The sequence below is a fragment of the Enterobacter sp. R4-368 genome (genome assembly GCF_000410515.1).
In the GTDB taxonomy this organism is placed as follows: Bacteria; Pseudomonadota; Gammaproteobacteria; order Enterobacterales; family Enterobacteriaceae; genus Kosakonia.
The window spans coordinates 2,702,347-2,727,648 of record NC_021500.1 but is presented as its reverse complement, the minus strand read 5'-3'; the positions used below and the strand labels follow the sequence as shown (position 1 = coordinate 2,727,648).

Genomic DNA, 25,302 nt, shown 5'->3' with positions numbered 1-25,302 from the left:
GCGCCTGCTTGTAAAAAAATGACTCTTTTTTTTAGTAGGTTAATCGCGGATTAGGATAATTCCTGGCATTTCTTGCCGCGAAAAACCAGACAATATTGATCTTTTTGTTTACAGCAATCGTGCGGTAGCTTTTTCTCAAACCCGTAACGTTAAACTTCTGGACAGCACCCGGAATCGTGCATGTCCCTATGTCAGGATCCGATTTATGAGCAATCGAATTACTGTTCAGTTACCCGTCGATGGACTGCTTTTCTGGAAAATCTCCGGACGGGAAGCGCTGTCCGAAGCCTTCACCTTTAACCTGCAGTTGCTGGGCACCGACGCGCGAATGGACCGCAGCACGCTGCTGGGTAAATCGGTGACTGTCGCAATACCAACACAAACGCTGACCGGCGCGCCGCGCTACCTTAACGGCAAAATCACCCGCGTGGCGGTGAGCGCCGTTGAGCTTTCCGGCACCCGTTATGCGGTGTATCAACTCACCGTCGAGCCGGATCTCTGGCCGATGAAACGCGACCGCAACCTGCGTATCTTCCAGGGCCAGACAGTACCGCAAATCGTCAAAACCCTGCTCGGCGAATACCAGGTCAACATTGAAGACAAACTGACCGGCAGCTATCGCACCTGGGACTACTGCGTGCAGTACCAGGAGAGCAGCTTTGATTTCATCAGCCGCCTGATGGAGCTGGAAGGCATTGCTTACCACTTCCGCCACGAAGCGGACAAACACACGCTGGTGCTGACGGATGCGGCGACTCAGCATGATCCCTTCAGTGGTTACGAAACCATCCCTTATCACCAGACTCCTTCCGGTGGCAGCACCGATGAAGAAGGCATCAGCCAGTGGGCGCTGGAAGATAGCGTAACGCCGGGGCTTTACAGCCTTGATGACTACGATTTCCGCAAACCCAACGCGTGGCTGTTTCAGGCGCGGCAAAACCCGAGTTCACCCACGCCGGGCACCATCGATGTTTATGACTGGCCAGGGCGCTTTGTCGAACACGGTCACGGCGAGTTTTATGCCCGCATCCGCCAGGAACGCTGGCAGGTGGAGCATCAGCAAATTGAAGGCACGGCGACAGCGATTGGTATTGTGCCGGGCAGTACGTTCCAGTTGACCAATGCGGCGTTCTTTAACGATAACGGCGAGTATCTGGTGACGGCGGCAAACTACTTTTTTGAAGAGAACCGCTACGCCAGCGGCGCTGACAGCGAAACCATTCACCGCATTGATTTCAGCGTTATCCCCTCATCGGTGGTGTTCCGCCCGGCGCAGCAAACCGCGTGGCCGCGCACGTACGGCCCGCAAACTGCGCGTGTTGTTGGCCCGCAGGGTGAAAGCATCTGGACGGATAAATATGGCCGCGTGAAGGTGAAATTCCACTGGGACCGGCTGGCGAAAGGCGATGACACCAGCTCCTGCTGGGTGCGTGTCTCCAGCGCATGGGCCGGACAGGGCTTCGGCGGCGTACAGATCCCGCGCGTGGGCGACGAAGTGGTGATCGACTTTATCAACGGCGACCCGGACCGGCCAATTATCACCGGACGTGTCTATAACGAAGCGAGTATGCCGCCGTGGGCGCTGCCCGCTGCCGCCACGCAAATGGGCTTCCTTAGCCGCTCAAAAGACGGTTCGGTAGACAACGCCAACGCCCTGCGCTTTGAAGATAAAGCAGGCGAAGAACAGGTGTGGATCCAGGCCGAACGTAACATGGATACGCACGTCAAAAACGACGAGACGCATACCGTCGGCGGTTCACAAAGCGTGAGCGTCACGCGGGATTACACCGGTTCAGTAGCGGGCAAACACACCCAGGCAACGCAGCTTTCGCACGAGCAACTGGTTGGCGGCGGCTTTACACAGATGGTGCAAGGGCCGCTGGTGCAGGCTTCTGACAACAGCATTCAACTGGTGGCGGGTCAATCGGTGCTAACACTGGGCGCGAACGGCACCGTCACGCTGAAATGCGTGGATTTTCAGATCGATGCTATCGGTTCGGGGGCTATCAACACCGCAGGCCTGCTGGATTTAAACCTGACAAAACCGACAAAAGGTGAAGATGCGCAGCCCACCATTGCGCAGATCCAGGCGGCGGTAAAAGCGGCATTTAATCAAGGGACAGATAAATAATGGCGACGGCGCAATTTGTACTTTCCGAAGGCGAACTCACGCTGCCGGATGCTTACCAGGATCGCAGCATTAACGTGCTGAAGTTTAAAGAAAATAATGCCACGCTGGTGATCACCCGCGCCTGGGATATCAAACCCGGCGACGAAGAGAGTTTCCTGAACCAGCAACTGGCGAAAGTGAAACGCAGCATGCGCAAAGTGGTGACGGGTGAAACGCAGGACAGCACGGTTGCCGGGCAGCCGGCCCGCGAAGTGTCGCTGCGTTTCGAAAACCAGGGGGCGGTGATATATGAAAAACTCGCCGTGACCCGCATTGACGATCACCTGCTGGTGCTGACGCTCAGCCGTACCATGCCCTTTGATACGGACGCAGATGCGTTCTGGACATCAATCCGTACAGGTTTACAGCTGAGGGCGTAAGGATGACGGATTACATCGCGGCCCGCATTGAAGATCCGCTGGTTCATAGCTCTGCGCTGGCGGATATGGTCAGTGGGCTGGTAGAAGGGGCGATTGTCCTGGGGATCATGTTCGTCGCCGGAACGGGCATTGGCGCCGTGGTGGGCGCGGTGGCGATTGGCGCACTGATGGTCAGCGGCACGCTGGGCAAAATTGGCGATGCGGCCGGGAAAATGGTGGATGCGCTCATCGACCCCGGACCGCCGGATGCGCATATCGTATCCGGCTCGGACGATGTCTTTATCATGAAGAAAAATGCCGCGCGCGCCGCCGCGACGGTAGACAGGGACTATTTACAAAACCTTGCCGCCGCGCCTGCCGATGAGAGCATCGACTGGGCAGCCATCGGCATGTTAGCCCTTGCTGGCGCCGCGGCGGTGATGAAAACCGCCCTGAACCCCAGTGCGGCGCTGCTGGCGGTTGCCGAACGCGCCAGCCACCTTACGCTCGACGACATGAAAAAGTGGGGCTCCAACCTCTGGGAAGATTTGACGCAGCCGATGGTGGAGAGCGCCGATCCGCATGCCATCCCGATGCCGAAAGATAATGTCGACTGCAAAAAAGGGCACATGGTTACCAGCAGTAACTTTGTCGCCCAGGGCTCCAGAACTGTTTTAATCAACAACCAGCCTGCCGCGCGCAACGGTGAGAAAAGTACCTGCGAAGCCGAAATCAAAGTCAAAGAAGATCCGCGCGTGCGCATCGGCGGTGAAACCATTACCGTGCGCGATATCCGCAGCGGCAAAAACCAGCTGGCTTACCTGATTGGTAACCTGCTGGGGAGCCTGGGTATTGGCGCGCTGTCGCGCCTGATCAAAATGGCCTGTGAGCGCCAGCTTATTCGCGGCCTGCTCAAAGAGATCATCTGCCCGCTCGGCGGAATGGCCATTTCACAGGTTCTTACCGCCGCAGCCATCAGCGCGGTGAATACCGCCTTCCCGGTGAACATTCCTACCGGCGCAAAAGTCCTCGCCAAAGAAGAGGATCTCGATTTTGTGCTGCCAGACCGTATGCCGCTTTACTGGCAGCGTATCTATCACAGCCGCAACCGCGCCACCGGCATGCTCGGCATCGGCTGGATGCTGCCGTTTGAAACACGATTGCTGCGCCTGGCCGATAACCAGTTGATCTTCCGCGATATGAGCGGGCGCGAGCTGGGGCTGGGCGAAGTGCTCAGCGGCGATATGATCTCCTACCCGGAAGACGGCCTGAAGCTGTTTTGCAGCCCGAACGGCGCAATGGTTATTCAAACCGGCGACGGCGAGCAGCAGATTTATGAGCCGGATCCAACACGGCCCGGCGAGTGGCGTATGCACCGTCTGTATGACCGCCACGAAAACGCCCACTATTTTAGCTGGAACGAACAAGGCCAACTGGTGCGTATCTCCAGCGATAACGAAGCGCTGGACGTGGAGCTGGAGTACGAAGCAACGTTCGGACGACTGCGTGCGGTTTACCAGGTTTATGGCGGCGCGCGCCATCTGCTGGTGTCCTATCGCTATAACGAACAAGGACAACTGATTGCCGTTACCGACGCTGATGATATCGTTACCCGCCAGTTTGGCTGGGATCGCGCCAGCGATATGCTGGCCTGGCACGGCTTTTCGACCGGCTTAACCGTCCATTACCAGTGGCGACCCGCAGCCGATTCCAGCCACTGGCGCGTGAGCGCCTATCAGGTGCATGACGAGCAAGGCGCGGTGCTGGAAAACTGGCGTATCGACGCCGATGAAACCAAACGCTATGCCCGCGTCAGCAACGATGAAGGCGTGGTGAGTGAGCACCACTGGGATGCACTGTACCGCATCACGGACTACACCGATGTGCACGGCGGCAACTGGCAATTTAGCTGGTCGGGGAAATCCGAGCAGCCGCTTGCGGTAATTCAGCCGGACGGCGGTCGCTGGGAATATGCGTGGGACGATCGCGGCAACATGACGCTGGAGCGCGATCCGCTCGATCGCGCGACGCTGAAAACCTGGCACCCGCTGTACGACTTCCCGCTGACCGAGGTGTTACCGGACGGCGCAAGCTGGCGCTATGAGTACAACCTGGCGGGCGATGTGGTGTCGTTGACCGACCCGGAAGGCGGCGTGACCCGCTTTGAGTGGAACGACCAGGGCGATTTGCTCCGCCGTATCGATGCGCTGGAAAACAGCCACCGCTTCTGGTGGGATGCGCTGGGGCAGTTGATCCGCGAAGAGGATTGCTCCGGCAACCTGAGCCGCCGCCAGTATGACGATGCCGGTCGGCTTGTGCTGACCACCGATCCGATGGGCAACACCGAACGCTATATCTGGAGCCCGGCAGGCCGCCTCAAAACGTTCATCCGCGCCGATGGCCGCGAAACCCTGTTCAGGTACAACAAAGCCGGTCTGTTATGCGGCCAGAGCGTAGATGGCGTCAGCGAGCGGAAAGTGACGCTTAACGCGCGCGGGCAAGTGACAGAAGCTGTCGATCCCGCCGGGCATGTTACCCGTTTCCGCTTTAACCGCGCGGGTCGCCTGGTGATGCTAACCAACGCCAACAACCAGCAATGGCGCTTTGATTACACCGCCACCGGCTTGCTGACGCGCCAGTATGATTATGCCGGTCGGCAAACCGAGTATCAGTACAACGCTCTGCAACAAGTGGCCACGCTGGTGCGCCACCCGGTTAGCGGCAGCAACCTGCCGCCGCAGGTGATGAACTACGAATATGACGCGCTTGGGCGCATGATCGCGCGGGAAACCGAGCAGCACCGCACCGAGTACCGCTATAGCGAACTGGCAACGGAAGTGCGCCGCTATGTCTACAGCGAGTGGCGTCAGGCGGCGATTGATATGCGCGAACCGGAAAACGCAGAAGTGATTGTTTTCCGGCGCAATAAACTTGGCGACCTGATGAGCGAGGAGAACCACGCTGGCAAATTCGAACACCAGTACGACGCATTAAGTAACCTCAGCGCCACCACGTTCCCGGACGGGCGGCAGATGCAGTACCTGCGCTATGGCACCGGGCATCTGCTGGAGATGCAGCTCGTCTTTGGCGGCAAAACGCTGCCCATCACCGGCTACCAGCGCGACAAACTGCACCGCGAAACCCATCGCACGCTGGGCGCGCTGGAGCTGGAGACGCAGTACGATATCGCCGGGCGCATTACGCAGCGCCGCTGCATGGACAATGTGCGCGACCGGCTGGTCTTCGAACGCCGCTACCAGTGGGATCGCGCCGACCAGATTATCCGCCAGATGTATACCGACGGCGCGCCGCCAACCCCTGCGGAGAAATACCGTCAGTCGCTGTGGGGCTACGACGCGGCTGGTCGCATGACGCAGAGTATTCAGCCAACCGGCGAGGAGCGTTTCTGGTATGACGCGGCGGACAACCGCACCACGCCGGATTTACCGCCGGTATGGGACAACCTGCTGAAACGGCTGGAGGGCGTGCGCTGGGAATATGACGGTTTCGGGCGCATGACTGAACGCCACGACAGCCATCGCGGCACGGTGCAGCGCTTCAGTTATGACGATGAACATCGCATCAGCCAGGTGATAATTGAGGGCGACGCAGAGTTCACCCGGGCCGAATACCGCTATGACGCGCTTGGGCGCCGCACGGAAAAACAGGTGTGGCGACGCCACACCCGCAACGCGGAACGCACGCAGTACGTGTGGTCGGGACTGCAGATGGTCGGCGAGTGCAGCGACAGCTATCCGGACGCGGCCGTGCAGTATATCTACACGGAAAACAGCTACGAACCGCTGGCCCGCGTCGACAGCCGTGGCGGGCACGCGGAGGTTTACTGGTATCACACGGAGCTGAACGGTCTGCCGGAAAAAGTGACCGACAGCAGCGGCGACGTTGTCTGGCAGGGCGTTTCCACCACCTGGGGACGCAGCGAGAGGGAAAGCAGCAACGCGGACTGGGATGTGCCGCAGAACCTGCGCTTCCAGGGCCAGTACCTCGACCGCGAAACTGGATTGCACTACAACACCTTCCGCTACTACGACCCCTGCGGCGGACGCTACACCCAGATGGACCCGATAGGGCTACTGGGTGGGCTGAATACGTATACGTATGTGGTGGATCCGCTGGGGTGGGTGGATCCGCTGGGGCTTTCTTGTCGTAATAATTACTTGGGGCGTACTCCTGGTAAGAAAAGTCGAACAGGCCGCGAAGTTATAGAACGTATGCGCAATGAAGGAAAAATCCAGGATGTTGCTGGGGAAACTTATTTCCAGGCCTCGGATTCCAATTGGTATCCACTACGTGAAGCGGATATGTCCCATACAGTTGACGCTGTGACGTGGTGGAATGAGACGGGAAGATACTTAGGACCAAAATCTAAACCGGTTCGATCATGGATGTTAGATTCGAACAACTACTATTTAGATCATTATTCTATAAACCGATCGCAAGGTGCTATGCTTGGACAAGTGTACCTACCTCCGATCATATCGCCATAGTAAACTTAAGGAGTGACATTTATGCCTGGGCTGAATCCCTTGATCATTGCTAAGATTAATGATGCAAATAATGCTTATAAAGATGGTGATATTGACGGGGCTGTAAAAAAATTAACTACTATTTTAAATGAATTAGACGAGTCGCCTGAGGGGCGATATCAAAGTACTGAGGCACGATTAATTGTCATGAGTTTATATAAAATCTTTTTTGTCAGAAAAGATTTTAAACAAGCGAAAATATGGGCTGAAGAAGTGTTCAAATTCGAGATTCCTGAAAAAGCAACCTCGGAATTAATTAACCTCGGAGCTGTTCATTTCAAACTAGGCGAGCTTGATGAAGCATATAGTTGTTTCTTAAAGGCGTATGAAAAAGGGAAGTATCGTGCTTTTAAAGAAGAGGATAATGAGTACTGGGAGTTTTTTAAATCCAGAAATAGCTAGTTGTTAAGCCGGAGAGATAATTATATCTTTCCGGCGGTTATACTAATAAGTATCTCACCTGGTATCTATGATCCCATCAGCGTTCAGCGTTGCTTGGGAACATTATTCCCGCAGTTTGTGCTTTTTGTTAGTGCCAGTAATAAAAGACAAAAACTTATTAAAATCGTACAGATATTACATCAACCATGACGATGTATACCGCATCAGCCAGGTGATAATTGAGGGCGACGCGGAGTTCACCCGGGCCGAATTGGTCAGTTTTATCCTAACCAGGAGTTTTCAAATGATTGAAGTTGCAAGCTACATTAAACATAAAAAGAAATTTATCAACATTTTTGATTTCGATGGCGTTATGGACGATCTAAATTATATTGAGGGTGGGCTGATATTAAATGTTAACGGGGTTGAGCTTATCAATCTTGAAATGTGGGATTATATCGATCAGTTATGGGCGTATATTTCAGCAGGGCTCAAGCTTGCCGCAGAAAATAAAGACTTCGAAAGTAACTTTCCTGATCAACCAATTAAAATGAAATTCAAACCCATCAGGCAAGAACTGTTATTAAGCGTTAATTGTCATACTAACACAAAAGTTATTGTGGAGAAAAATACGTTTGTTAATGATATGTCTAAATATGCTCTAACATTCTTCGAGAGGCTATCTAATTTAAAAGGTGTTGATAAAAATAACTATGATTATGAAATAAAACTATTAAAGGATTTAATTAATTAAATCCTTCATAGGATATTTTTGATGTCGATAAGTTTTATGTACTCTAACCTGTAACGAACCGCTGGCCCGCGTCGACAGCCGCGGCGGGCACGCGGAGGTTTACTGGTATCACACGGAGCTGAACGGTCTGCCGGAAAAAGTGACCGACAGCAGCGGCGACGTTGTCTGGCAGGGCATTTCCACCACCTAGGGACGCAGCGAGCGGGAAAGCAGCAACGCGGACTGGGATGTGCCGCAGAACCTGCGCTTCCTGGGGCAGTACCTCGACCGCGAAACCGGACTGCACTACAACACCTTCCGCTACTACGACCCCTGCGGCGGACGTTACACCCAGTTGGACCCGATAGGGTTACTGGGTGGGCTGAATACCTATACGTATGTGGTGGATCCATTGATTTGGATTGATCCGCTAGGATTAGCTTCTACATGTCTCGACAGAGATTGGGGAACTTATTTTGCTAAAAGGTCAGGAACCACCCCTCCCGCCTCAATGGTTAATCTTCATGCTCACCATATTGTATTTAAAGGTGATTTCTCTAGATCTCCACCTATGCAGGAAGCGTTAAAAAGGAGTGGGAATATTCTGAAAATATACGAGATTAACCCAGTAGAAGACGTTTCTGCACTTATGTGGGCAGAAAACAGGGGCCATACTGTTGCAAATGCAAAACTTGTTGCAAATAAGCTTGAAGCTGCACATGAAGCCATAAGTAGTCGAGGATTAAATGCCGTTGACGCTACAAATGAAATGAAAGCAGCACTTCAGAGAATTGGGATGGAAGTGTTCGGAAGCTGAACCTAGAGGTGATATATGAACTGGGATGAATTGGAAGATAAATGTTTCCAGGCTACGTTTGAGGCTATTAAGAAACTTCTCACTGAAAAACCTGATGAGAATTTTTATGCGTTCTCGCTTTATACAGACAGTAGCGCTATGACAGTATCATTGAGCGCAAACTCTGAAGAACGCTTGCATTCGATTCTTAATGTTGAAGAAGATAAAAGTAAGGAAACTCAAAGTTATTATAAATGGGCTACATCAGAATGGGCATATGAGGGATTTTATGGAGAAAATTTTTCTAATATTAGTAAGTCTCTAAGAGAATCTTCTGATAGGGGAAATTTTGTGCAATTTAAGAACAAGCTTATTCAAATGCTTATAAATGTACTAAAAAAAATAAAACTAAGTGAACTAGCTCCAGAGTTAAGCACTTCAGCGTTGTTCGTATCTATCACTGATGATGATGAAGCAGAAAACATTGAGAACATATCTGCTGATTTAATTAATGATGAGCCTATCAAATCCTATTTTCTTTCGAGATATGACTGAGGTTATTTATATTATTCAGTAAATTAATTACTCTAAATGTTATGAGTGAAATAAATGCTGGGACGCATGGGATGGTGCCAGCAAGGTAATAAGTTGAAGATGTATTTTCTTAAAATAATTGATTAATTCAGTTGTGCCGAGGGATTGCTTAATTTTCAAATTAATCTCTTAAAATTTCGGATGACTTTAATTTCAATATCAAATATATAAAATAACGTATGTTAAAAACTGCTCATCTGAAGTTTTCATTATATTACATACCATCCTTCTACTTTATATCTAACTTCTCAATCAAATATCATAAACCCTCTCTTCCGGTAACAACGCAAGTGCTTCATTAATGCGCTCACTCTCTACCAATTCATGAATTTTCGCGGCAAGTTCTGTAACATCGGTAATGTTTACAATCCATTTCTGACAGTAATCGGCGACCGCCTGATTGCGTAATCCTATCTGTATCGTGCGGTGATCCAGTTTGTTCAAACGGATATCACGCTCCGGATCCCACTGGATCACCACATCTGACGCCTTTATTTGGCTTTGCCATTCAGCTTCTTCTGCGCCTGAGTACCGGTGATGGCTCAAAATTCCCTGATTAAGGATTTGCTTAAACCCGCCATGGGTAAGATCAATCGCCAGAATCCGGTGCTGATTTGGATCTTTCTTTCCCCAGCCGGAGCGGTACATCATCCACAGAAAAGAGGGCTTAATCCACGTCATGCGGGTCATACTGAAAGGCGGCGAGACGAAGGTGCCATGCGCAAGCGCGCTGTCTGCAATGGTGTCGGAATAAGCCTGGTAAACGCGGATAAAATCGTTGTTGTAGAATGCTCTTAATTGCTTTTCGGCAGTTAATTCATCTGCCTGGTTTTTTTTCATTATTCGTGTACTCATCCTAAGTGAACATATTGCCTAGTCATTCTAGCACAGCGTTTAACGTCGAGGATAAGCACCATACCGAAGCATAAGAATTATTAGTGTTCGAATAATCTCAGTCATAAGCCAGCCGCATTTCCAATCTACTGATGTAACAAATTACATTCACCATAAAAAATATTAATCGACAATCTCTGGCAACGGGAAATGTTGTCGCTCTTAATTATGCCGCTAACTGTTTTTCATTCGATGTGATTGATAGCATAAGCAATGCATACGCCTTTCGGAAATTCCTTATCAGACTTGAAACGCATACCAGTGATAAAATGTGTTCGAAACATGACGGGTAGACCTACCAATAACCGTAGTTTTTATAATGAAAATATAACGTATACGATTTGTCGTACATTATTTTATGGACATAACAGCCGTTATTCGATGAAAAAATATTTATAAAAGAAAAGCTAATGCATGCGCTACACTGCATAGAAAAGCGCATCCTTTCAAGGAAATGATAAAAGAAATTACTCGCATCTAGTATTGGTTTATCCTGGGTTTACTTAATTTTATATATCGTGCATCAGAGATGGGTTAATGGTTACGGAAGGATGTTTATGGTTGACTTTAACGCGGATATTGTGAGCTTTATATCATTAGGTAATGTTCTTCTTGGCGATTCCATTGACCTTTACCTGGAAGACATTTTTAATAATTATACTGTAGAAATTAAAGAGTATTCTCTGCCTGCACCGTCCAGTGAAATCCGGTATGCTTATTCGATACAAAATGGCACGCTAATAATAATAACCACCACGGATGATATTATTGTTTCAGTCGGCTGCAATGAAAAATATGCCGGAAAATATAAAAATAGATTGTATGCCGGTATAACCATGCAAGAACTTTCTCAGCGTAGTAAAGACCTGCGAATCCTGAATGGTGCGCTGATTGTTGACCAGGACTACGGTCTCTCATTTACGTTGCCGCCACCATATGATGAGATTGCCGATTCCCTTGGGCAAATCCCACATGATTTATCGCTTAATGAAATTTATGTGTGCGATCATTCCGGCTGGGTAAACAGATAATAAGCCTCTTTTCGAAAACTCTGTTGATAATGATGTCTGAGGCAATATTTTTGTGCTAAAGGCAAACTCAACAGAGTTTTTATATCGATATTAACAACGCCATCGTACCCAGCTAATACACAATACTATCGACCATTAATCGCAGCTGCTTGACCAGGCGACAATCCCCTGCAGGCGCATGGAGGCAGCAGGCGTTAACGCCAGTGCTGTGAGCCGACATGCTTTTTTCAGCTAAAACCTCAAAGCGGGCGTCAGGCACGCTGACGGCGGTGATACCTTCCCCTATACTGCGAAAAACAAAAGAAAATAACCGCTCGCTACATTTACAGGGTAAAGAATGGATACGGCTGAATTCTTCGCGCAGCTCGCGCAACAACTGCTGCTCTCTGCACCGCTTTTTTTATTGATTGCGCTGGGATATTGCCTCGGGCGCTTCGCCGGTTGGCCTGAATCGGTTAACGAAGGGCTCAACCGCTTCTGTTTTAACGTAGCCATTCCATGCATGCTGTTCAAAGTGATGAGCAAGTTCTTCGAAAGCCCGCCGGTGGATATGCGGCTGCTGATTGCCTACTTCGGCACCTGTTTTGTTATCTATGTGATTGGGCGCATCGCAGCGAAAAGCCTGTTCCGTATGGACGCGGTATCGGCCTCGGTGTTCGGCCTGGCGGGCATTTTTTCCAATAACGTGATGCTGGGCATTCCCGTTGCCATTATTTTACTTGGCGCATCGAGCCTCTCGTCGGTGGCGCTGGTGCTGGTGTTTAACAGCCTGATTTTATGGACCCTGGTGACCGTGTCGGTGGAGTGGGCGCAAAACGGCAGCTTCTCGGTGCGGGGGATTGGCAAAACGCTGGTGAGCGTGCTGCGCAACCCGATTATCATCGGTATCTTCAGCGGGTTCGCCTGGAGTTTTTTGATTCATCGCCCTCTGCCGCCGTTCCTCGATAGCCCGGTGAGCATGGTGGCGCAGGTCGCCGCGCCATTAACGCTCATCACCCTCGGCATGAGCTTGTCGCGCTACCAGATCCGCAAAGGATTAGCGGAAAGTTTGACCATCTGCTTGCTGAAACTGATGTTGATGCCTGCTTTGATTTGGTTGATTGCCTGGTTGCTGCATCTGCCGCGCGAAGAGAGCCAGGTGGTGGTGTTGCTGGGGTCGATGGCGGTGGGGATTAACGTCTATCTGATGGCGCAAAAATTCCAGGTACTACAGGGCGCGACGGCGACCAGCATGCTGCTTTCCACTCTGCTGTCGACCGTGACCACGCCGCTGTTTATGATCCTGATGACGCATTTCTATCCGAACTGGCCCTGAGGCCAGCCGGAAAGCCGTCAAACGATATCATCCACCACGCCGCCGTCCACGCGCAGCGCTGCGCCGGAGGTGGCGGAAGCCTGTTTCGAACAGACATAGACCACCATATTCGCCACCTCTTCCACGGTGGCGGCGCGCTGGATAACTGAACTCGGGCGATTGGCCATCACAAACTCTTTCGCCAGCGTTTCCAGCGATTTCCCGGTCTTTTCCATCTCTTCTTTCATCATGCCGGCAAAACCGTCTGACATGGTTGGTCCGGGCAGTACGCTGTTAACAGTGACGCCGCTGCCGGCGACAAATTTCGCCAGCCCGCGTGCCAGCGAAAGCTGCGCGGTTTTCGTCACGCCGTAATGGATCATATCCGCCGGGATATTCAGCGCCGATTCAGAAGAGATAAACACCACGCGCCCCCAGCCTTTTTTCACCATTGCGGGCAGCAGCGAACGCGAGAGGCGCACGCCAGACATCACATTGGTTTGCCAGTAATTTTCCCAGGTCGCATCGTCGGTGGCGTAAAAATCCTGCGGGCCGTAAATCCCGGCGTTATTCACCAGAATATCGACCTCGCCGCTCGCTTTCAGCAGCGTTTCCACGCCCTGCGCTGTGCCGAGATCGGCAACGGCGGTACGCAGCTTCGCACCCGGCACCTGTTTTTCCAGCGCCGCTTTTGCCTCATTCACCGAACCTTCGCTGCGCCCGTTAAGGATCACTTCCGCGCCGCTTTCTGCCAGCCCTTTAGCAATGGCAAAACCAATACCGCCCGTTGAAGCGCTGACCAGCGCGACTTTACCGTCGAGTGAGATTTTCATTGTCTGCCCCTTATCCAGTGGATTTCACAAATGTATTAAGGCTAGCAGTTGGGACACAGCGCGCGTTGCCAATTGTTGCTCATAAAATGTGTGTGTCGGGTTAATACCCGCCACGGTATGACGGCGGCAACGTTACTCTTCGGCGGCGAGACACTGTAAATGGCCATGACGCACGCCGCGCTGGGCGATAACGTCATCGGCGAAGTGCTGCACATCGCCCATTTTGCCTTTCAGCACGGCGATTTCGAGGCAGTCGTCGTGGCTGATATGCACGTGCAGCGTGGCGACAGATAAGTCGTGATGATGGTGTTGCGTGGCGACAATGCGGCTCGCCAGGTCGCGCTTCTCATGTTCATACACATACGACAGCACCGCGTAACCCTGCTGTTCATTGTTTTGCTCGGACTCCTGTGCCAGCGCGCCGCGCAAAATATCCCGCAGCGCTTCCGAACGGTTGTTGTAACCGCGCCGTGCGCTAAGGTTGTCCAGCGTATCGAGCAGGTCATCATCCAGTGTTATGGTCACGCGTTGCATGGTTGTGTCCTTTGTAATGAGAGGGGGAAGGCGGGCAGCACCGCCTGCTGCAGCGCCTGGCCTGCCGGTGAACGCAAGCGCAGCGGTGAAGTGACGTCGAGCGTTTCCACCAGCGCGCCGCTCTCCATCACCAGCACGCGCTGGCAAAAGCGCTCCACCAGCCGCAAATCATGGGTGATAAACAGACAAGCCACGCCGGAACGCTGTTGTAACCGCTGTAAGAGTCGGATAACGCCCGCTTGCAGCACTAAATCCAGGCTGGAAACCGCTTCATCCAGAATCAATAGCGTGGGTTCCACCGCCAGCGCGCGCGCCAGGCAAACGCGCTGCAACTGCCCACCGCTCAATTGCGGAGGGCGTTTATCGAGCAGAGAGGTATCCAGCTCGACATCTTCCAGCAATTGTTGGATACGTGCCTGCTGCTCGCTGTTGGGCAGTGATAACAGATGGCGCAGCGGTTCACGCAGAATATCGCGCACGGTTTTACGCGGGTTCACCGCGCTGACCGGATCCTGAAACACCATCTGGATATCGCGGCGAAACGCCTGGCGGGCGCGGGCGTTAAGCTGCTTCAACGGCGTACCCTGCCAGCGCACTTCGCCTTCGTCTGGCGATTCCAGCCCTACCAGCAGCCGCGCCAGCGTGCTTTTCCCGCAGCCGCTGCGCCCGAGCAGCGCCACGGTTTCCCCGCTTTTTAACTGAAAAGAGATATTGTCCAGCACCGGTCGCTGGTGGTAGGTGTGCGACACACCGCGCACATCAAGAAGGTTCATTGCGCCAGCTCCAGTCCATACAGCGCCAGGTGGGCCGCGACTAATTCGCGGGTCACTGCCTGTTGTGGGGTACTGAACAGGGTTTCCACCGCGCCCTGTTCGATAATGCGCCCGTTGTCCATTACCGCGACATCATCCGCCAGCCGCGCTACCACGCCCATATCGTGCGTAACCAGCAGCATGCCGGGCTGACGTTCGCGCATAATCTGCGCCAGCAAATCGAGAATGCGTGCCTGCGCCACCACGTCGAGATCGGTCGTCGGTTCATCGGCGACGATAAACGGCGCATTGCTCAGCAGCGCCATGGCGATCATCATGCGTTGCAACATGCCGCCGCTCATCTCGAACGGGTAAAGCGTGAGCACACGTTCGGCGTCCTCCAGCCCGACATCCTGCAATGCCGCGATCAGTGTGGCGTTATCGGCGGGTTTACCGAGAGCCAGGCAGGTTTCCCGTGCATGAGCGGTCATGGTGCGCAGCGGGTTAAACGCGCTGCGCGGGTTTTGCATAATGGTGGCAACCGTCGAACCACGCAGTGCTTGCGGTGTGATGGGCTGATTATCGGCCAGCAGCCGACCGGCCGTTTGCCGTACGCCAGCAGGCAGCACGCCGAGCGCCGCCGCACAGGTTAATGATTTGCCACTGCCGCTACCGCCTACCAGCGCCAGCACGCGCCCGCGTTGCAGGGTTAACGACACCTCCTGTACCAGCGGGCGTTCCGCGTGCAGGGTGATATTTTGCAGGCTCAGTTGTGCAGGCATCAGTGGGCGTGCTCCGTTTCCAGGTGGGGATCGAGATGGTCGCGCAGCGCGTCGCCCACCAGATTAAACGCCATCACGCTGATAAACAGCGCCAGCCCCGGCCAGACCATCTGCAGTGGCTGCGTCCAGATATATTGCCGGGCGTCGTTAATCATCACGCCCCATTCCGGTGTTGGCGCGGTGACGCCAAGCCCGAGGAACGACATCCCGGCGACGTGCAGCATCATATGGCCGATATCCAGCGTCGCCAGTACCAGCAGCGAAGGCACTACCGCTCCCGCCAGATGATCGCGAAACACATGCAGATAACTCGCGCCACTTAAACGCGCCGCCAGCACGTACTCGCGGCTACGCAAGGAGATCACCAGGCTGCGCACCATGCGCGCATACCAGGCCCAGTGTGAAAGCGCGATGGCAATAATCACGTTAGTCAGCCCTGTCCCAAGCACGCCGACCATAAAAAACGACAGGATCGAGGTGGGAAAGGTCATAAAGATATCCGCCACGCGCATGATGGCCTGATCGACGCGCCCGCCGAGCAGCCCGGCGCAGCCGCCTGCGCTTAAACCAAGCGCCAGCACCAGCAGCAGACACATCATCACCGACCCCAGCGACACCCGTGTGGCGGCCATTAAGCGTGAGAAAATATCCCGTCCCAGATGGTCGGTGCCGAGCCAGTGCTGGCTGCCCGGCGGCAACAGGCGCGCGGGTAAATCGATGGCTTGCGGATCGTACGGCGTCCACCACTGGCAGGTCAGGGCAATCACCAGCAGTAACAGCAGGATCAGCAGCGCGAAACGCACTGGCCAGCGGGCCGTTTTTATAAAGTGCATCAGTGCGCTCCTTCATGGTGGCGAATGCGCGGATCGAGCGCTGCGCTCAGCAGATCGACTGCCAGATTGCACAGCACAAAAACCAGCACCATCACCAGCGTAAAGCACTGGATCACCGGGTAGTCGCGATTGAAGATTGCCGATACGGCATAGCGGCCAATACCGGGCCAGGCGAAGATGCTTTCGATGATCATCGTACCGCCAATCAGCTCGCCGATATGCATCCCCAGCGCGGTGATCACCGGCAGAGACGCGTTACGCAGAATATGCCGCCGCTCGGTCTGCTTATCGCTTAACCCGCGCAGCCGCGCCCACGTCACGTGGCGTTGCCCGGCGGCTTCCAGCATGCTGGCGCGCAGCAGACGGGCGTTGATGGCCAGCGACATAAAGGCAATCGACACCGCAGGCAGGATCAGGTGCTGCCAGCCGCCGTAGCCCATTGCAGGCAGCCACTGCAAATGCACAGAAAAAAACATCACCAGCAGAAAAGCCAGCCAGAAGTTCGGCATCGACACGCCAAGAAACGCCACCGCGCGTACCAGAAAATCCGGCAGACCATCGCGGTGACGCGCCGCCCAGATACCAAGCGGTACGGAAGTGAGCAGGATCAGCGCCAGCGCCGCGCCTGCGAGTTGCAATGTCGCGGGCAGAAAATGCAACACATCGTCGAGCACCGGGCGCTGCGTGGCATACGAAATGCCGAAATCAAGATGCAGTGCGCGCCACAGCCAGTGCAGATATTGGCTGGCGAGCGGCTGATCCAGCCCCAGCTGAATGCGGGTAGCGGCAATCATTTCCGGTGTTGGCGGCAGATTCGACAGGCGCAGATAATCCATCGCCGGATCCCCGGCGCCAAGGCGCAGCAGCAGGAAAATCACCACCGAGGCGGCTACGATCATCGGGATCAACAGCAGCAGACGGTGCAGTAAAAAGCGGCTCATGGCGCGGCGTCCGGGGTTATCTGATCAAACGGGATCTCCGAGGCGATCGGGGCAAACGGAATCGTGCCGAGCTGCGGTTTTGCCACCACCATCATCGAGATGTAACTGATGGGCAGATAAACCGCGTCGTTGTGCAAACGGGTGAGAATATCCCGGTACAGCGCCTGACGCGCGCTGTCATCGCTGGTAGTGAGCACCTCGCCAATCTCTTTGTCGATAATCGCTTTGTCCGGCAGGCCTAACTGTGCCTGGTAATCGGCATGCGACGGCACGCGCATTGAACTCATAAACGCATGCGGATCGTACGGTGCGCCCCAGGTGCGGTTGAAAATCATGCCGAAACGGCCATCGCGCTGACGGGCATAAATACTGCTCTCTTCCTCGCCGATCAGGGCGACATCTACGCCAATCTGGCGGAAGTTGGCCTGAATGATTTCGGCCATCGACTTACTCAGCGCATCGGTGCCGATATAGGCCAGCTCAATATGCAGTGGCTGGCCTGCTTTTTCGCGGATGGTTTTTCCGGCGGGCAGCAGCCAGCCCGCTTTATCCAGCAGCGCGCGCGCCTGCGCCGGATCGTACTGGCGCGGTTTCAGGCCGATATTGGCATACGGCACGGAAGGGGCGAACAGCGTGTCGGCAACCTGCTGCGTGCCATACAGTGCGCCATCGACCAGCGTTTTCTTATCCACCGCGTAGTTCAGCGCTTCGCGCACGGCTAACTCATTGGTTGGCGCATGCGTGGAGTTCAGCGCCAGCATCACTGTCTCCATTGGTGCAGAGAGCTGGGTGCGCCAGGCGGGGTTCTGGCTGAAACGGGCAAACGTATCCAGCGGCAGTAAACCTTCGTTGCCGTAAAGCAGATCGATATCGCCGGTTTCAAATGCCACCGCGCGGCTGGTCGGGTCTGGGATCACTTTGACGATAATTTTGCCAGCTGCCGGTTTCGCGCCCCAGTAGTGTTCATTCCGTACCAGCACGTCGTACTGGTTCAGCTTTGATTCCTGTAACACCCACGGGCCGGTGCCGATGGGCGCTTTAATCCCGTTCAGTGTTTCATGGTCTTTAAACTGCGACGGGGCGATAAAGCGGAACGGGCGGGGCAGGGCGAGTTCTTGCAGGAAAGGGTAGTAGGCGCTTTTCAGAGTGATTTGTAACTGCTTGGGGCTTAGGGCTTTGACGTCGGTGATTTGGTTGGCAAGCTCAAGCCAGGCGTGGCGCTGGCGGTTATCCAGCACGGCGCGGAAGTTCTCCGCGGCGGCGGCGGCGTCAAACGGTTCGCCGTTGGAAAACGTCACCCCGTCGCGCAGGGTGAAGACCCAGGTTTTGCCATCCTCCGAGTGTGTCCAGCTTGTCGCCAGCCAGGGTTTCACGCTGCCGTCGGCCTGGTATTTCACCAGCGGTTCATACACCATGCTTTGCGCGAAAATCTGGTTTGGCGTGTAAAGATGCGGGTTGAGTGGGCCAACATTCACCGGCCAGGCGGTGGTTAGGGTGTTTTGTGCCGCGAAAACGGCAAAGGATGCGCAGAGCAGAAGCAGAGCGCCAGCCTGACGATAGAAAGACACGTTCGGTTTCCTGATGAAAAGTCGGTGGCGAGAAAAGTATGACGATTTTAGTAATTCATCATACGAATAGTATGTTCTGGATCAAAAGCCCTGTTTTTAACAGGGATTTATCGCATTTAGCGTGAGGTGTATTGCTTACTGGCGAAACGAACACCCGGAATGCGCAAGGTGACTTATTCGTCGGGGTTATCGCTTTGCTGGCGTAAGCATTGAGCGAGACACATCAAGTGACGTTGAAAAGCCGCTTGCAGACATTCAGGATGAGAGCGCTATCCCTTAAACAGTTGCAGCAGCATTTCTACCTGCTCATCAAGCGGCGCGAGGTCTTTTTTCACAATCAGGTGCAGCGGTGTGGCGCGGCGCGTACCGTGGCTGAGCGGCAGCGTTTTGAGTACGCCACTGTCAAGTAAGGGCTGGATACGCTCCTCCGGCAGCCAGCCGTAACCCACCTGATACAGCACAGCTTCCACCGCCGCATCGATGGTGGAAAATGTCCACGACTCCTGCGCCACCGGGCTTTGGCGATGGTCGCTTTCGGCAATGCGGATCAGCGGCCAGCTGGCGAGCATCTCTTCGCTTACCTGTTCCGCCGCGCACAGCGGGTGATCGCGGTGCGCCACGGCGACAAAATCAATGTTCATCAGCCATTCGCCGCGCCCGGTCATATCCTGGCGGCGAGTCAGTATCATCACATCCGCTTGCGCATGCACCGGCAACTCGCTGGAGGCGGTCTCCAGCACTTCGGTCAGCCGCACCTGCGTTTGCGGATAACGCTGCTGAAACTGGCGCAAAATGGCAAACAGCCGCGCGCGGGGGAAAATGCTGTCGACCACTAAATCAAGCCGCGTGCGCATGCCATTGCGCAGCGTGGCGGCGCGGGTTTCTACCCAATCGAATGCCTTGAGCAACGGTTTTACCTGGTTGAGCAGCAACTCACCCGCCGGGGTAAGCACCGCGCGCCGCCCTTCCTGTACCAGCAGGGCAACGCCGAGCCGCTCCTGCAACAGCGCCAGGTTGTAACTGACCGATGACTGGCTGCGATGCGTCTCTTCCGCCGCTTTCGCAAAGCTCCCCAGCTCCACCACCTTTTGCAGCAGCGTCCATTGTTCCAGCGTCGTCTTGTGCATAACTCATCTAAAAAATGAATGAATTTGATGCAAATATAGCGTTATTCATTCGTTTTTTGCAGGCGTAGGATCATTTCAAACACCAGAGGAGAGTAAAAATGAGCACCTTTGATAAACATGATTTGAGCGGTTTCGTCGGCAAACATCTGGTTTATACCTACGATAATGGCTGGAACTACGAGATTTATGTGAAAAACGCCACGACGCTCGATTACCGGATCCACAGCGGTATCGTGGCGAACCGTTGGGTGAAAAATCAGCAGGCCTACATTGTTCGCGTTGGCGAAAGTATCTATAAAATTTCCTGGACCGAACCGACCGGCACCGATGTCAGCCTGATTGTGAACCTTGGGGATCGCTTGTTCCACGGCACCATTTTCTTCCCGCGCTGGGTTATCAATAATCCGGAAAAAACCGTCTGCTTCCAGAACGATCACATTCCGTTGATGGAGTGTTATCGTGCGGCTGGTCCGGCTTACCCTACTGAAGTGATCGATGAGTTCGCGACCATTACGTTTGTGCGTGATTGCGGCGAAAATAATGACAGCGTGATTAACTGCGCTGCCAGTGAATTACCGGCCAACTTCCCGCAGAATTTGTCATAAAAATTTCACGCTATTTAATATATTTTGCTGATAACGAATGAAATAATTCATTGCATAATGATATTAATTTTCGTGCATTCGTTGATGCGCCGTTTAAATAACTACGCTTACGCCTTTGTATGCATTACAAGGGCGTTAAATATTTCAGTTTTTTGACATTCATCACGTTAGGATTTTGCTGTTTTCATTTGTAACCTATTGTTTGGAAAAAATTATTTTATATTTGTTAAGTTTATCATTTCCCCCTTTTCTTAATCTTGTCCTAATATTCAATTGGTAGCATTCTCCGACTAACCGTAACGAATAATAAATGCAGGAAACGCGCATTCATTATATTTTGGTTTAACTTTCATCCGCCATTTTACTCACTAGCCGCAACGTGTCTTTGTGGCGGTTCGTTAACGCGTCAGTGACGCCAAGGAAAAACGATGAGTGATTTTTTACCGTTCTCACGCCCGTCAATGGGGGATGAAGAGTTCGCAGCCATTCAGCAAGTGCTGGCATCCGGCTGGATCACGACCGGCCCCAAAAATCAGGCGCTTGAAGAGGCTTTTTGTACACTGACGGGCAACCGCCACGCCATTGCCGTTAGCTCGGCGACGGGTGGCATGCACGTCACCCTGATGGCACTCGGTATTGGCGCCGGGGATGAAGTGATTACCCCGTCGCTGACCTGGGTTTCCACCCTCAATATGATTGTGCTGCTCGGTGCGACGCCGGTGATGATCGATGTCGATAAAGAGACATTGATGGTCACGCCGGAAGCTATCGAAGCGGCTATCACGCCGCGTACCAAAGCGATTATCCCGGTGCATTACGCCGGTGCACCGGCGGATATCGACGCCATTCGCGCGCTTGGCGAGAAGCACGGCATTCCGGTGATTGAAGATGCTGCTCACGCCGCCGGAACGTACTACAAAGGCCAGCATGTTGGCTCACGCGGCACCGCTATTTTCTCCTTCCACGCCATTAAAAATATGACCTGCGCGGAAGGTGGGCTGGTGGTGACGGATGACGAACAACTGGCGAACCGCATTCGCAGCCTGAAGTTCCACGGCCTGGGCGTCGATGCTTACGACCGTCAGACTCACGGCCGCGCCCCGCAGGCCGAAGTGATCTCCCCAGGGTTTAAATACAATCTTGCAGATATCAACGCGGCGATTGCGCTGGTGCAACTTGGCAAACTGCCCGCCGCTAATGCCCGCCGCCAGGAGATCGCCCAGCGTTATTTGCAGGAACTGGCGGATACGCCGTTTCAGCCGCTGGCCTTGCCGTCATGGTCGCACCAGCACGCCTGGCACCTGTTTATTATTCGCGTCGATGAGCAACGTTGCGGTATCTCCCGCGACGCATTGATGGAAACCCTGAAAGCGCAAGGCATTGGCACCGGCCTGCATTTTCGCGCGGCCCATACGCAGAAGTATTACCGCGAACGCTTCCCCCTCTCTTTACCCAATACGGAGTGGAACAGTGCGCGTATCTGTTCGCTACCGCTTTTCCCGGATATGACCCATGACGACACAACCCGCGTCATTCACGCGCTCCGCAACATTGCAGGGCGCTGATATGTTTAATTTACCGCCTGTAGAAAAAGTTTCTGTGGTGATCCCGGTCTACAACGAGCAAGAGAGCTTGCCGGAGTTGATTCGCCGCACCACCGAAAGCTGCGATGTACTGGGCATCGATTACGAAATTTTGCTGGTGGATGACGGCAGTAGCGATAACTCTGCGCTGATGTTAAGTGAAGCGGCAGAACAACCCGGCAGCCACGTTGTCGCGGTGCTGCTGAACCGCAACTACGGTCAGCACTCGGCGATTATGGCCGGATTCAGCCATGTCACCGGTGATTTGATCATCACGCTGGATGCCGATTTGCAAAACCCGCCGGAGGAGATCCCGCGTCTGGTGGCGAAAGCCAATGAGGGGTATGACGTGGTGGGCACGGTGCGGCAAAACCGCCAGGACAGCCTGTTTCGTAAAATGGCCTCGCGCACCATCAACCGTCTGATCCAGCGCACCACCGGTAAAGCGATGGGCGATTACGGCTGCATGTTGCGTGCGTACCGCCGCCATATTGTTGATGCCATGCTGCACTGCCATGAGCGCAGCACTTTTATCCCGATCCTCGCCAATACCTTTGCCCGTCGCGCGGTGGAGATCCCCGTGCAACACGCGGAACGCGAGTTTGGCGATTCCAAATACAGCTTTATGCGCCTGATTAACCTGATGTACGACCTGGTGACCTGCCTGACCACCACGCCGCTGCGCTTGCTGAGCGTGTTTGGCAGCGTGATCGCCGTGTTGGGCTTTTCGCTCGCCGTGCTGCTGGTGGTGCTGCGTCTGGCGTTTGGCCCGCAGTGGGCGGGAGAAGGGGTGTTTATGCTCTTCGCCATCCTCTTCACCTTTATTGGCGCGCAGTTTATCGGCATGGGGCTACTTGGGGAGTATATCGGGCGCATCTATAACGATGTTCGCGCGCGTCCCCGCTACTTTATTCAACGTGTTGTTCGTCAGGAAAATGACGTTTCGCAAGAGGAAAAAAATCAATGAAAGCCGTTGTCTTTGCTTACCACGATATGGGATGTGTCGGTACACAAGCGTTACTGGATGCAGGTTTCGAGATTGCGGCGATTTTTACCCATCCCGACAGTGCCAATGAAAACCACTTTTTCGGTTCGGTGGCGCGTATTGCCGCTGAACGTGGCATCCCGGTTTATGCCCCGGACGATGTCAACCACTCGCTGTGGGTCGATCGTATTCGCGATCTGAACCCGGATGTGATTTTCTCTTTCTATTACCGCAATTTACTGTGCGACAACATTCTCAATACCGCACGGATCGGCGCATTTAACCTCCACGGCTCACTGTTGCCTGCTTACCGTGGTCGCGCACCGCTGAACTGGGTGCTGGTCAATGGCGAAAGCGAAACTGGCGTCACGCTGCACCGCATGGTTTCCCGCGCGGATGCGGGCGCGATTATCGCGCAACAGCGCGTAGCCATTGCCGAGAACGATGAAGCGCTGTCGCTGCACCGCAAATTAGCGGAAGCCGCAAAAGGTATGCTGGCCAGCGTGCTGCCGACGATTAAAACGCAAACCTTCAGCGAAACGGCGCAGGACGACAGCAAAGCCAGCTACTATGGCCGCCGTACGCCGGAAGATGGCCGTCTGGACTGGGAAAAACCCGCCCAAACGCTGCAAAACCTGGTGCGCGCGGTTTCTGACCCGTGGCCGGGCGCGTACAGCTATGCCGGTACGCATAAATTTATCGTCTGGAAATCCCGCGTACGCACCGACGTAGCTCCGGCTCGCGCGGGCACTGTGCTCTCTGTTTCGCCGCTGCTGGTCGCCTGTGGCGATGGCGCGCTGGAGATCCTCACCGGCCAGATGGACAACGGCGTGTATATGCAGGGCGCCCAGCTGGCGCAGTCGCTCGGCCTGGTGGCTGGCGCGCTGCTGACCAGCAAACCGGTAGTGGCGGTAAAACGCCGCACCCGCGTGTTGATCCTGGGCGTGAACGGTTTTATCGGTAACCATTTGACCGAACGTCTGCTGCGTGACGATAACTACGAGATTTTCGGTCTTGATATTGGATCGGATGCGATCAGCCGTTTCCTCGACAATCCGCGTTTCCACTTTGTGGAAGGCGATATCAGCATTCACTCCGAATGGATCGAATACCACATTAAAAAATGCGACGTGGTGCTGCCGCTGGTGGCTATCGCGACGCCTATCGAATACACCCGTAACCCGCTGCGCGTGTTCGAGCTGGATTTCGAAGAGAACCTGAAAATCATCCGTGACTGCGTGAAGTACAACAAACGCATCATTTTCCCGTCGACGTCGGAAGTGTACGGCATGTGCACCGACAACAACTTCGATGAAGACAACTCGAATCTGGTTGTTGGGCCTATCAACAAACAGCGCTGGATTTACTCGGTATCGAAACAGTTGCTCGACCGCGTGATCTGGGCATATGGCGACAAGCACGGTCTGAAATTCACCCTGTTCCGTCCGTTTAACTGGATGGGGCCGCGCCTGGATAACCTCAACGCTGCACGTATCGGTAGCTCGCGTGCCATCACCCAGTTGATCCTCAACCTGGTAGAGGGTTCGCCGATCAAGCTGATCGAAGGTGGTAAACAGAAACGCTGCTTTACCGATATCAGCGATGGTATCGAAGCCCTGTTCCGCATTATCGAAAACAAAGATGGGCGCTGCGACGGGCAGATCATCAACATTGGTAACCCGGACAACGAAGCGAGCATTAAAGAGCTGGCCGAGATGCTGCTGGCAAGTTTTGAAAAACACCCGCTGCGCGATCGCTTCCCGCCGTTCGCGGGTTTCCGCGAAGTGGAGAGCAGCAGCTACTACGGCAAAGGCTACCAGGATGTGGAACACCGCAAACCGAGTATCCGTAACGCCAAACGTTGCCTGCACTGGGAACCGACTGTGGATATGCGCCAGACCATTGACGAAACGCTGGATTTCTTCCTGCGTACCGTTGAACTGACGGATGAGAAATAAGC

At 53.9% G+C, this 25,302-nt stretch carries 21 protein-coding genes and 1 pseudogene; 13 read left to right on the top strand and 9 right to left on the bottom strand.

The window, feature by feature from the left end:
• The first annotated feature begins 205 nt into the window (after nt 1-205).
• The 7 genes and pseudogenes from H650_RS12880 (at nt 206) to H650_RS12850 (ending at nt 9,541) form a co-directional block, all read left to right on the top strand.
• Complete coding sequence (locus tag H650_RS12880) at nt 206-2,131, top strand: type VI secretion system Vgr family protein (RefSeq protein WP_020455631.1); 1,926 nt, start codon at nt 206-208, stop codon at nt 2,129-2,131.
• On the top strand, nt 2,131-2,550 hold the full coding sequence (locus H650_RS12875) for a DcrB-related protein (protein ID WP_017458296.1): 420 nt from the start codon (nt 2,131-2,133) through the stop codon (nt 2,548-2,550). The genes H650_RS12880 and H650_RS12875 overlap by 1 nt, the downstream gene beginning before the upstream one ends.
• Nucleotides 2,551-2,552: 2 nt before the next feature.
• Complete coding sequence (locus H650_RS12870; RefSeq protein ID WP_020455630.1) at nt 2,553-7,037, top strand: RHS repeat-associated core domain-containing protein; 4,485 nt, start codon at nt 2,553-2,555, stop codon at nt 7,035-7,037.
• A 21-nt stretch (nt 7,038-7,058) separates the two neighbouring features.
• On the top strand, nt 7,059-7,478 hold the full coding sequence (locus tag H650_RS12865; RefSeq protein ID WP_020455629.1) for a hypothetical protein: 420 nt from the start codon (nt 7,059-7,061) through the stop codon (nt 7,476-7,478).
• Between the two features lie 283 nt (nt 7,479-7,761).
• Nucleotides 7,762-8,211 (top strand): hypothetical protein, encoded by a 450-nt coding sequence (locus H650_RS12860; RefSeq protein WP_189660064.1) that lies wholly within the window; start codon nt 7,762-7,764, stop codon nt 8,209-8,211.
• A 55-nt stretch (nt 8,212-8,266) separates the two neighbouring features.
• Nucleotides 8,267-8,677 (top strand): annotated as a pseudogene (locus tag H650_RS26225) (RHS repeat-associated core domain-containing protein); the annotation flags it as partial.
• A gap of 345 nt (nt 8,678-9,022) precedes the next feature.
• Nucleotides 9,023-9,541, top strand: a complete 519-nt coding sequence (locus H650_RS12850) for a DUF4303 domain-containing protein (RefSeq protein WP_020455625.1) — start codon at nt 9,023-9,025, stop codon at nt 9,539-9,541.
• Nucleotides 9,542-9,832: 291 nt separating this feature from the next.
• Here the strand turns inward: H650_RS12850 and H650_RS12845 are convergent, their stop codons facing one another.
• Entirely contained in the window at nt 9,833-10,420 is a 588-nt protein-coding gene (locus H650_RS12845; RefSeq protein ID WP_020455624.1) for a DUF4291 domain-containing protein, read from the bottom strand.
• Between the two features lie 611 nt (nt 10,421-11,031).
• Here H650_RS12845 and H650_RS12840 point away from each other — a divergent pair.
• Together H650_RS12840 and H650_RS12835 are read left to right on the top strand one after the other, a co-directional pair.
• On the top strand, nt 11,032-11,505 hold the full coding sequence (locus H650_RS12840; RefSeq protein ID WP_110093625.1) for a hypothetical protein: 474 nt from the start codon (nt 11,032-11,034) through the stop codon (nt 11,503-11,505).
• Nucleotides 11,506-11,842: 337 nt separating this feature from the next.
• Nucleotides 11,843-12,820 (top strand): AEC family transporter, encoded by a 978-nt coding sequence (locus H650_RS12835; RefSeq protein WP_020455622.1) that lies wholly within the window; start codon nt 11,843-11,845, stop codon nt 12,818-12,820.
• Between the two features lie 17 nt (nt 12,821-12,837).
• Here H650_RS12835 and H650_RS12830 read toward each other — a convergent pair whose 3' ends face one another.
• The 8 genes from H650_RS12830 to H650_RS12795 all read right to left on the bottom strand — a co-directional run bounded on the left by H650_RS12830 (nt 12,838) and on the right by H650_RS12795 (nt 20,169).
• Nucleotides 12,838-13,632, bottom strand: coding sequence for an SDR family NAD(P)-dependent oxidoreductase (locus H650_RS12830; protein ID WP_020455621.1), 795 nt, complete (start codon nt 13,630-13,632; stop codon nt 12,838-12,840).
• A 132-nt stretch (nt 13,633-13,764) separates the two neighbouring features.
• A complete protein-coding gene (nikR, locus tag H650_RS12825) occupies nt 13,765-14,166 on the bottom strand; it encodes a nickel-responsive transcriptional regulator NikR (RefSeq protein ID WP_020455620.1) in 402 nt (133 codons plus the stop codon).
• Entirely contained in the window at nt 14,154-14,939 is a 786-nt protein-coding gene (nikE, locus tag H650_RS12820; protein ID WP_020455619.1) for a nickel import ATP-binding protein NikE, read from the bottom strand. The genes nikR and nikE overlap by 13 nt, the downstream gene beginning before the upstream one ends.
• Nucleotides 14,936-15,700, bottom strand: a complete 765-nt coding sequence (gene nikD, locus H650_RS12815; RefSeq protein ID WP_020455618.1) for a nickel import ATP-binding protein NikD — start codon at nt 15,698-15,700, stop codon at nt 14,936-14,938. Before nikD ends, nikE begins: the two co-directional genes overlap by 4 nt.
• Entirely contained in the window at nt 15,700-16,533 is an 834-nt protein-coding gene (nikC, locus tag H650_RS12810) for a nickel ABC transporter permease subunit NikC (protein WP_020455617.1), read from the bottom strand. The genes nikD and nikC overlap by 1 nt, the downstream gene beginning before the upstream one ends.
• Nucleotides 16,533-17,474, bottom strand: coding sequence for a nickel ABC transporter permease subunit NikB (gene nikB / locus H650_RS12805; RefSeq protein WP_020455616.1), 942 nt, complete (start codon nt 17,472-17,474; stop codon nt 16,533-16,535). The genes nikC and nikB overlap by 1 nt, the downstream gene beginning before the upstream one ends.
• Nucleotides 17,471-19,042: a nickel ABC transporter substrate-binding protein gene (nikA, locus tag H650_RS12800; RefSeq protein ID WP_020455615.1), complete on the bottom strand. Its 1,572-nt coding sequence runs from the start codon at nt 19,040-19,042 to the stop codon at nt 17,471-17,473. Before nikA ends, nikB begins: the two co-directional genes overlap by 4 nt.
• Before the next feature lie 269 nt (nt 19,043-19,311).
• Nucleotides 19,312-20,169, bottom strand: a complete 858-nt coding sequence (locus H650_RS12795) for a LysR family transcriptional regulator (RefSeq protein ID WP_020455614.1) — start codon at nt 20,167-20,169, stop codon at nt 19,312-19,314.
• A 98-nt stretch (nt 20,170-20,267) separates the two neighbouring features.
• Here H650_RS12795 and H650_RS12790 point away from each other — a divergent pair, with 98 nt between their 5' ends.
• The 4 genes from H650_RS12790 to arnA all read left to right on the top strand — a co-directional run bounded on the left by H650_RS12790 (nt 20,268) and on the right by arnA (nt 25,300).
• Entirely contained in the window at nt 20,268-20,774 is a 507-nt protein-coding gene (locus H650_RS12790) for a phenolic acid decarboxylase (RefSeq protein WP_020455613.1), read from the top strand.
• Nucleotides 20,775-21,202: 428 nt separating this feature from the next.
• Nucleotides 21,203-22,339: a UDP-4-amino-4-deoxy-L-arabinose aminotransferase gene (gene arnB / locus H650_RS12785; RefSeq protein ID WP_020455612.1), complete on the top strand. Its 1,137-nt coding sequence runs from the start codon at nt 21,203-21,205 to the stop codon at nt 22,337-22,339.
• A gap of 1 nt (nt 22,340) precedes the next feature.
• A complete protein-coding gene (gene arnC / locus H650_RS12780) occupies nt 22,341-23,324 on the top strand; it encodes an undecaprenyl-phosphate 4-deoxy-4-formamido-L-arabinose transferase (RefSeq protein ID WP_020455611.1) in 984 nt (327 codons plus the stop codon).
• Nucleotides 23,321-25,300, top strand: a complete 1,980-nt coding sequence (gene arnA, locus H650_RS12775) for a bifunctional UDP-4-amino-4-deoxy-L-arabinose formyltransferase/UDP-glucuronic acid oxidase ArnA (RefSeq protein WP_020455610.1) — start codon at nt 23,321-23,323, stop codon at nt 25,298-25,300. Before arnC ends, arnA begins: the two co-directional genes overlap by 4 nt.
• Nucleotides 25,301-25,302: the final 2 nt, after the last annotated feature.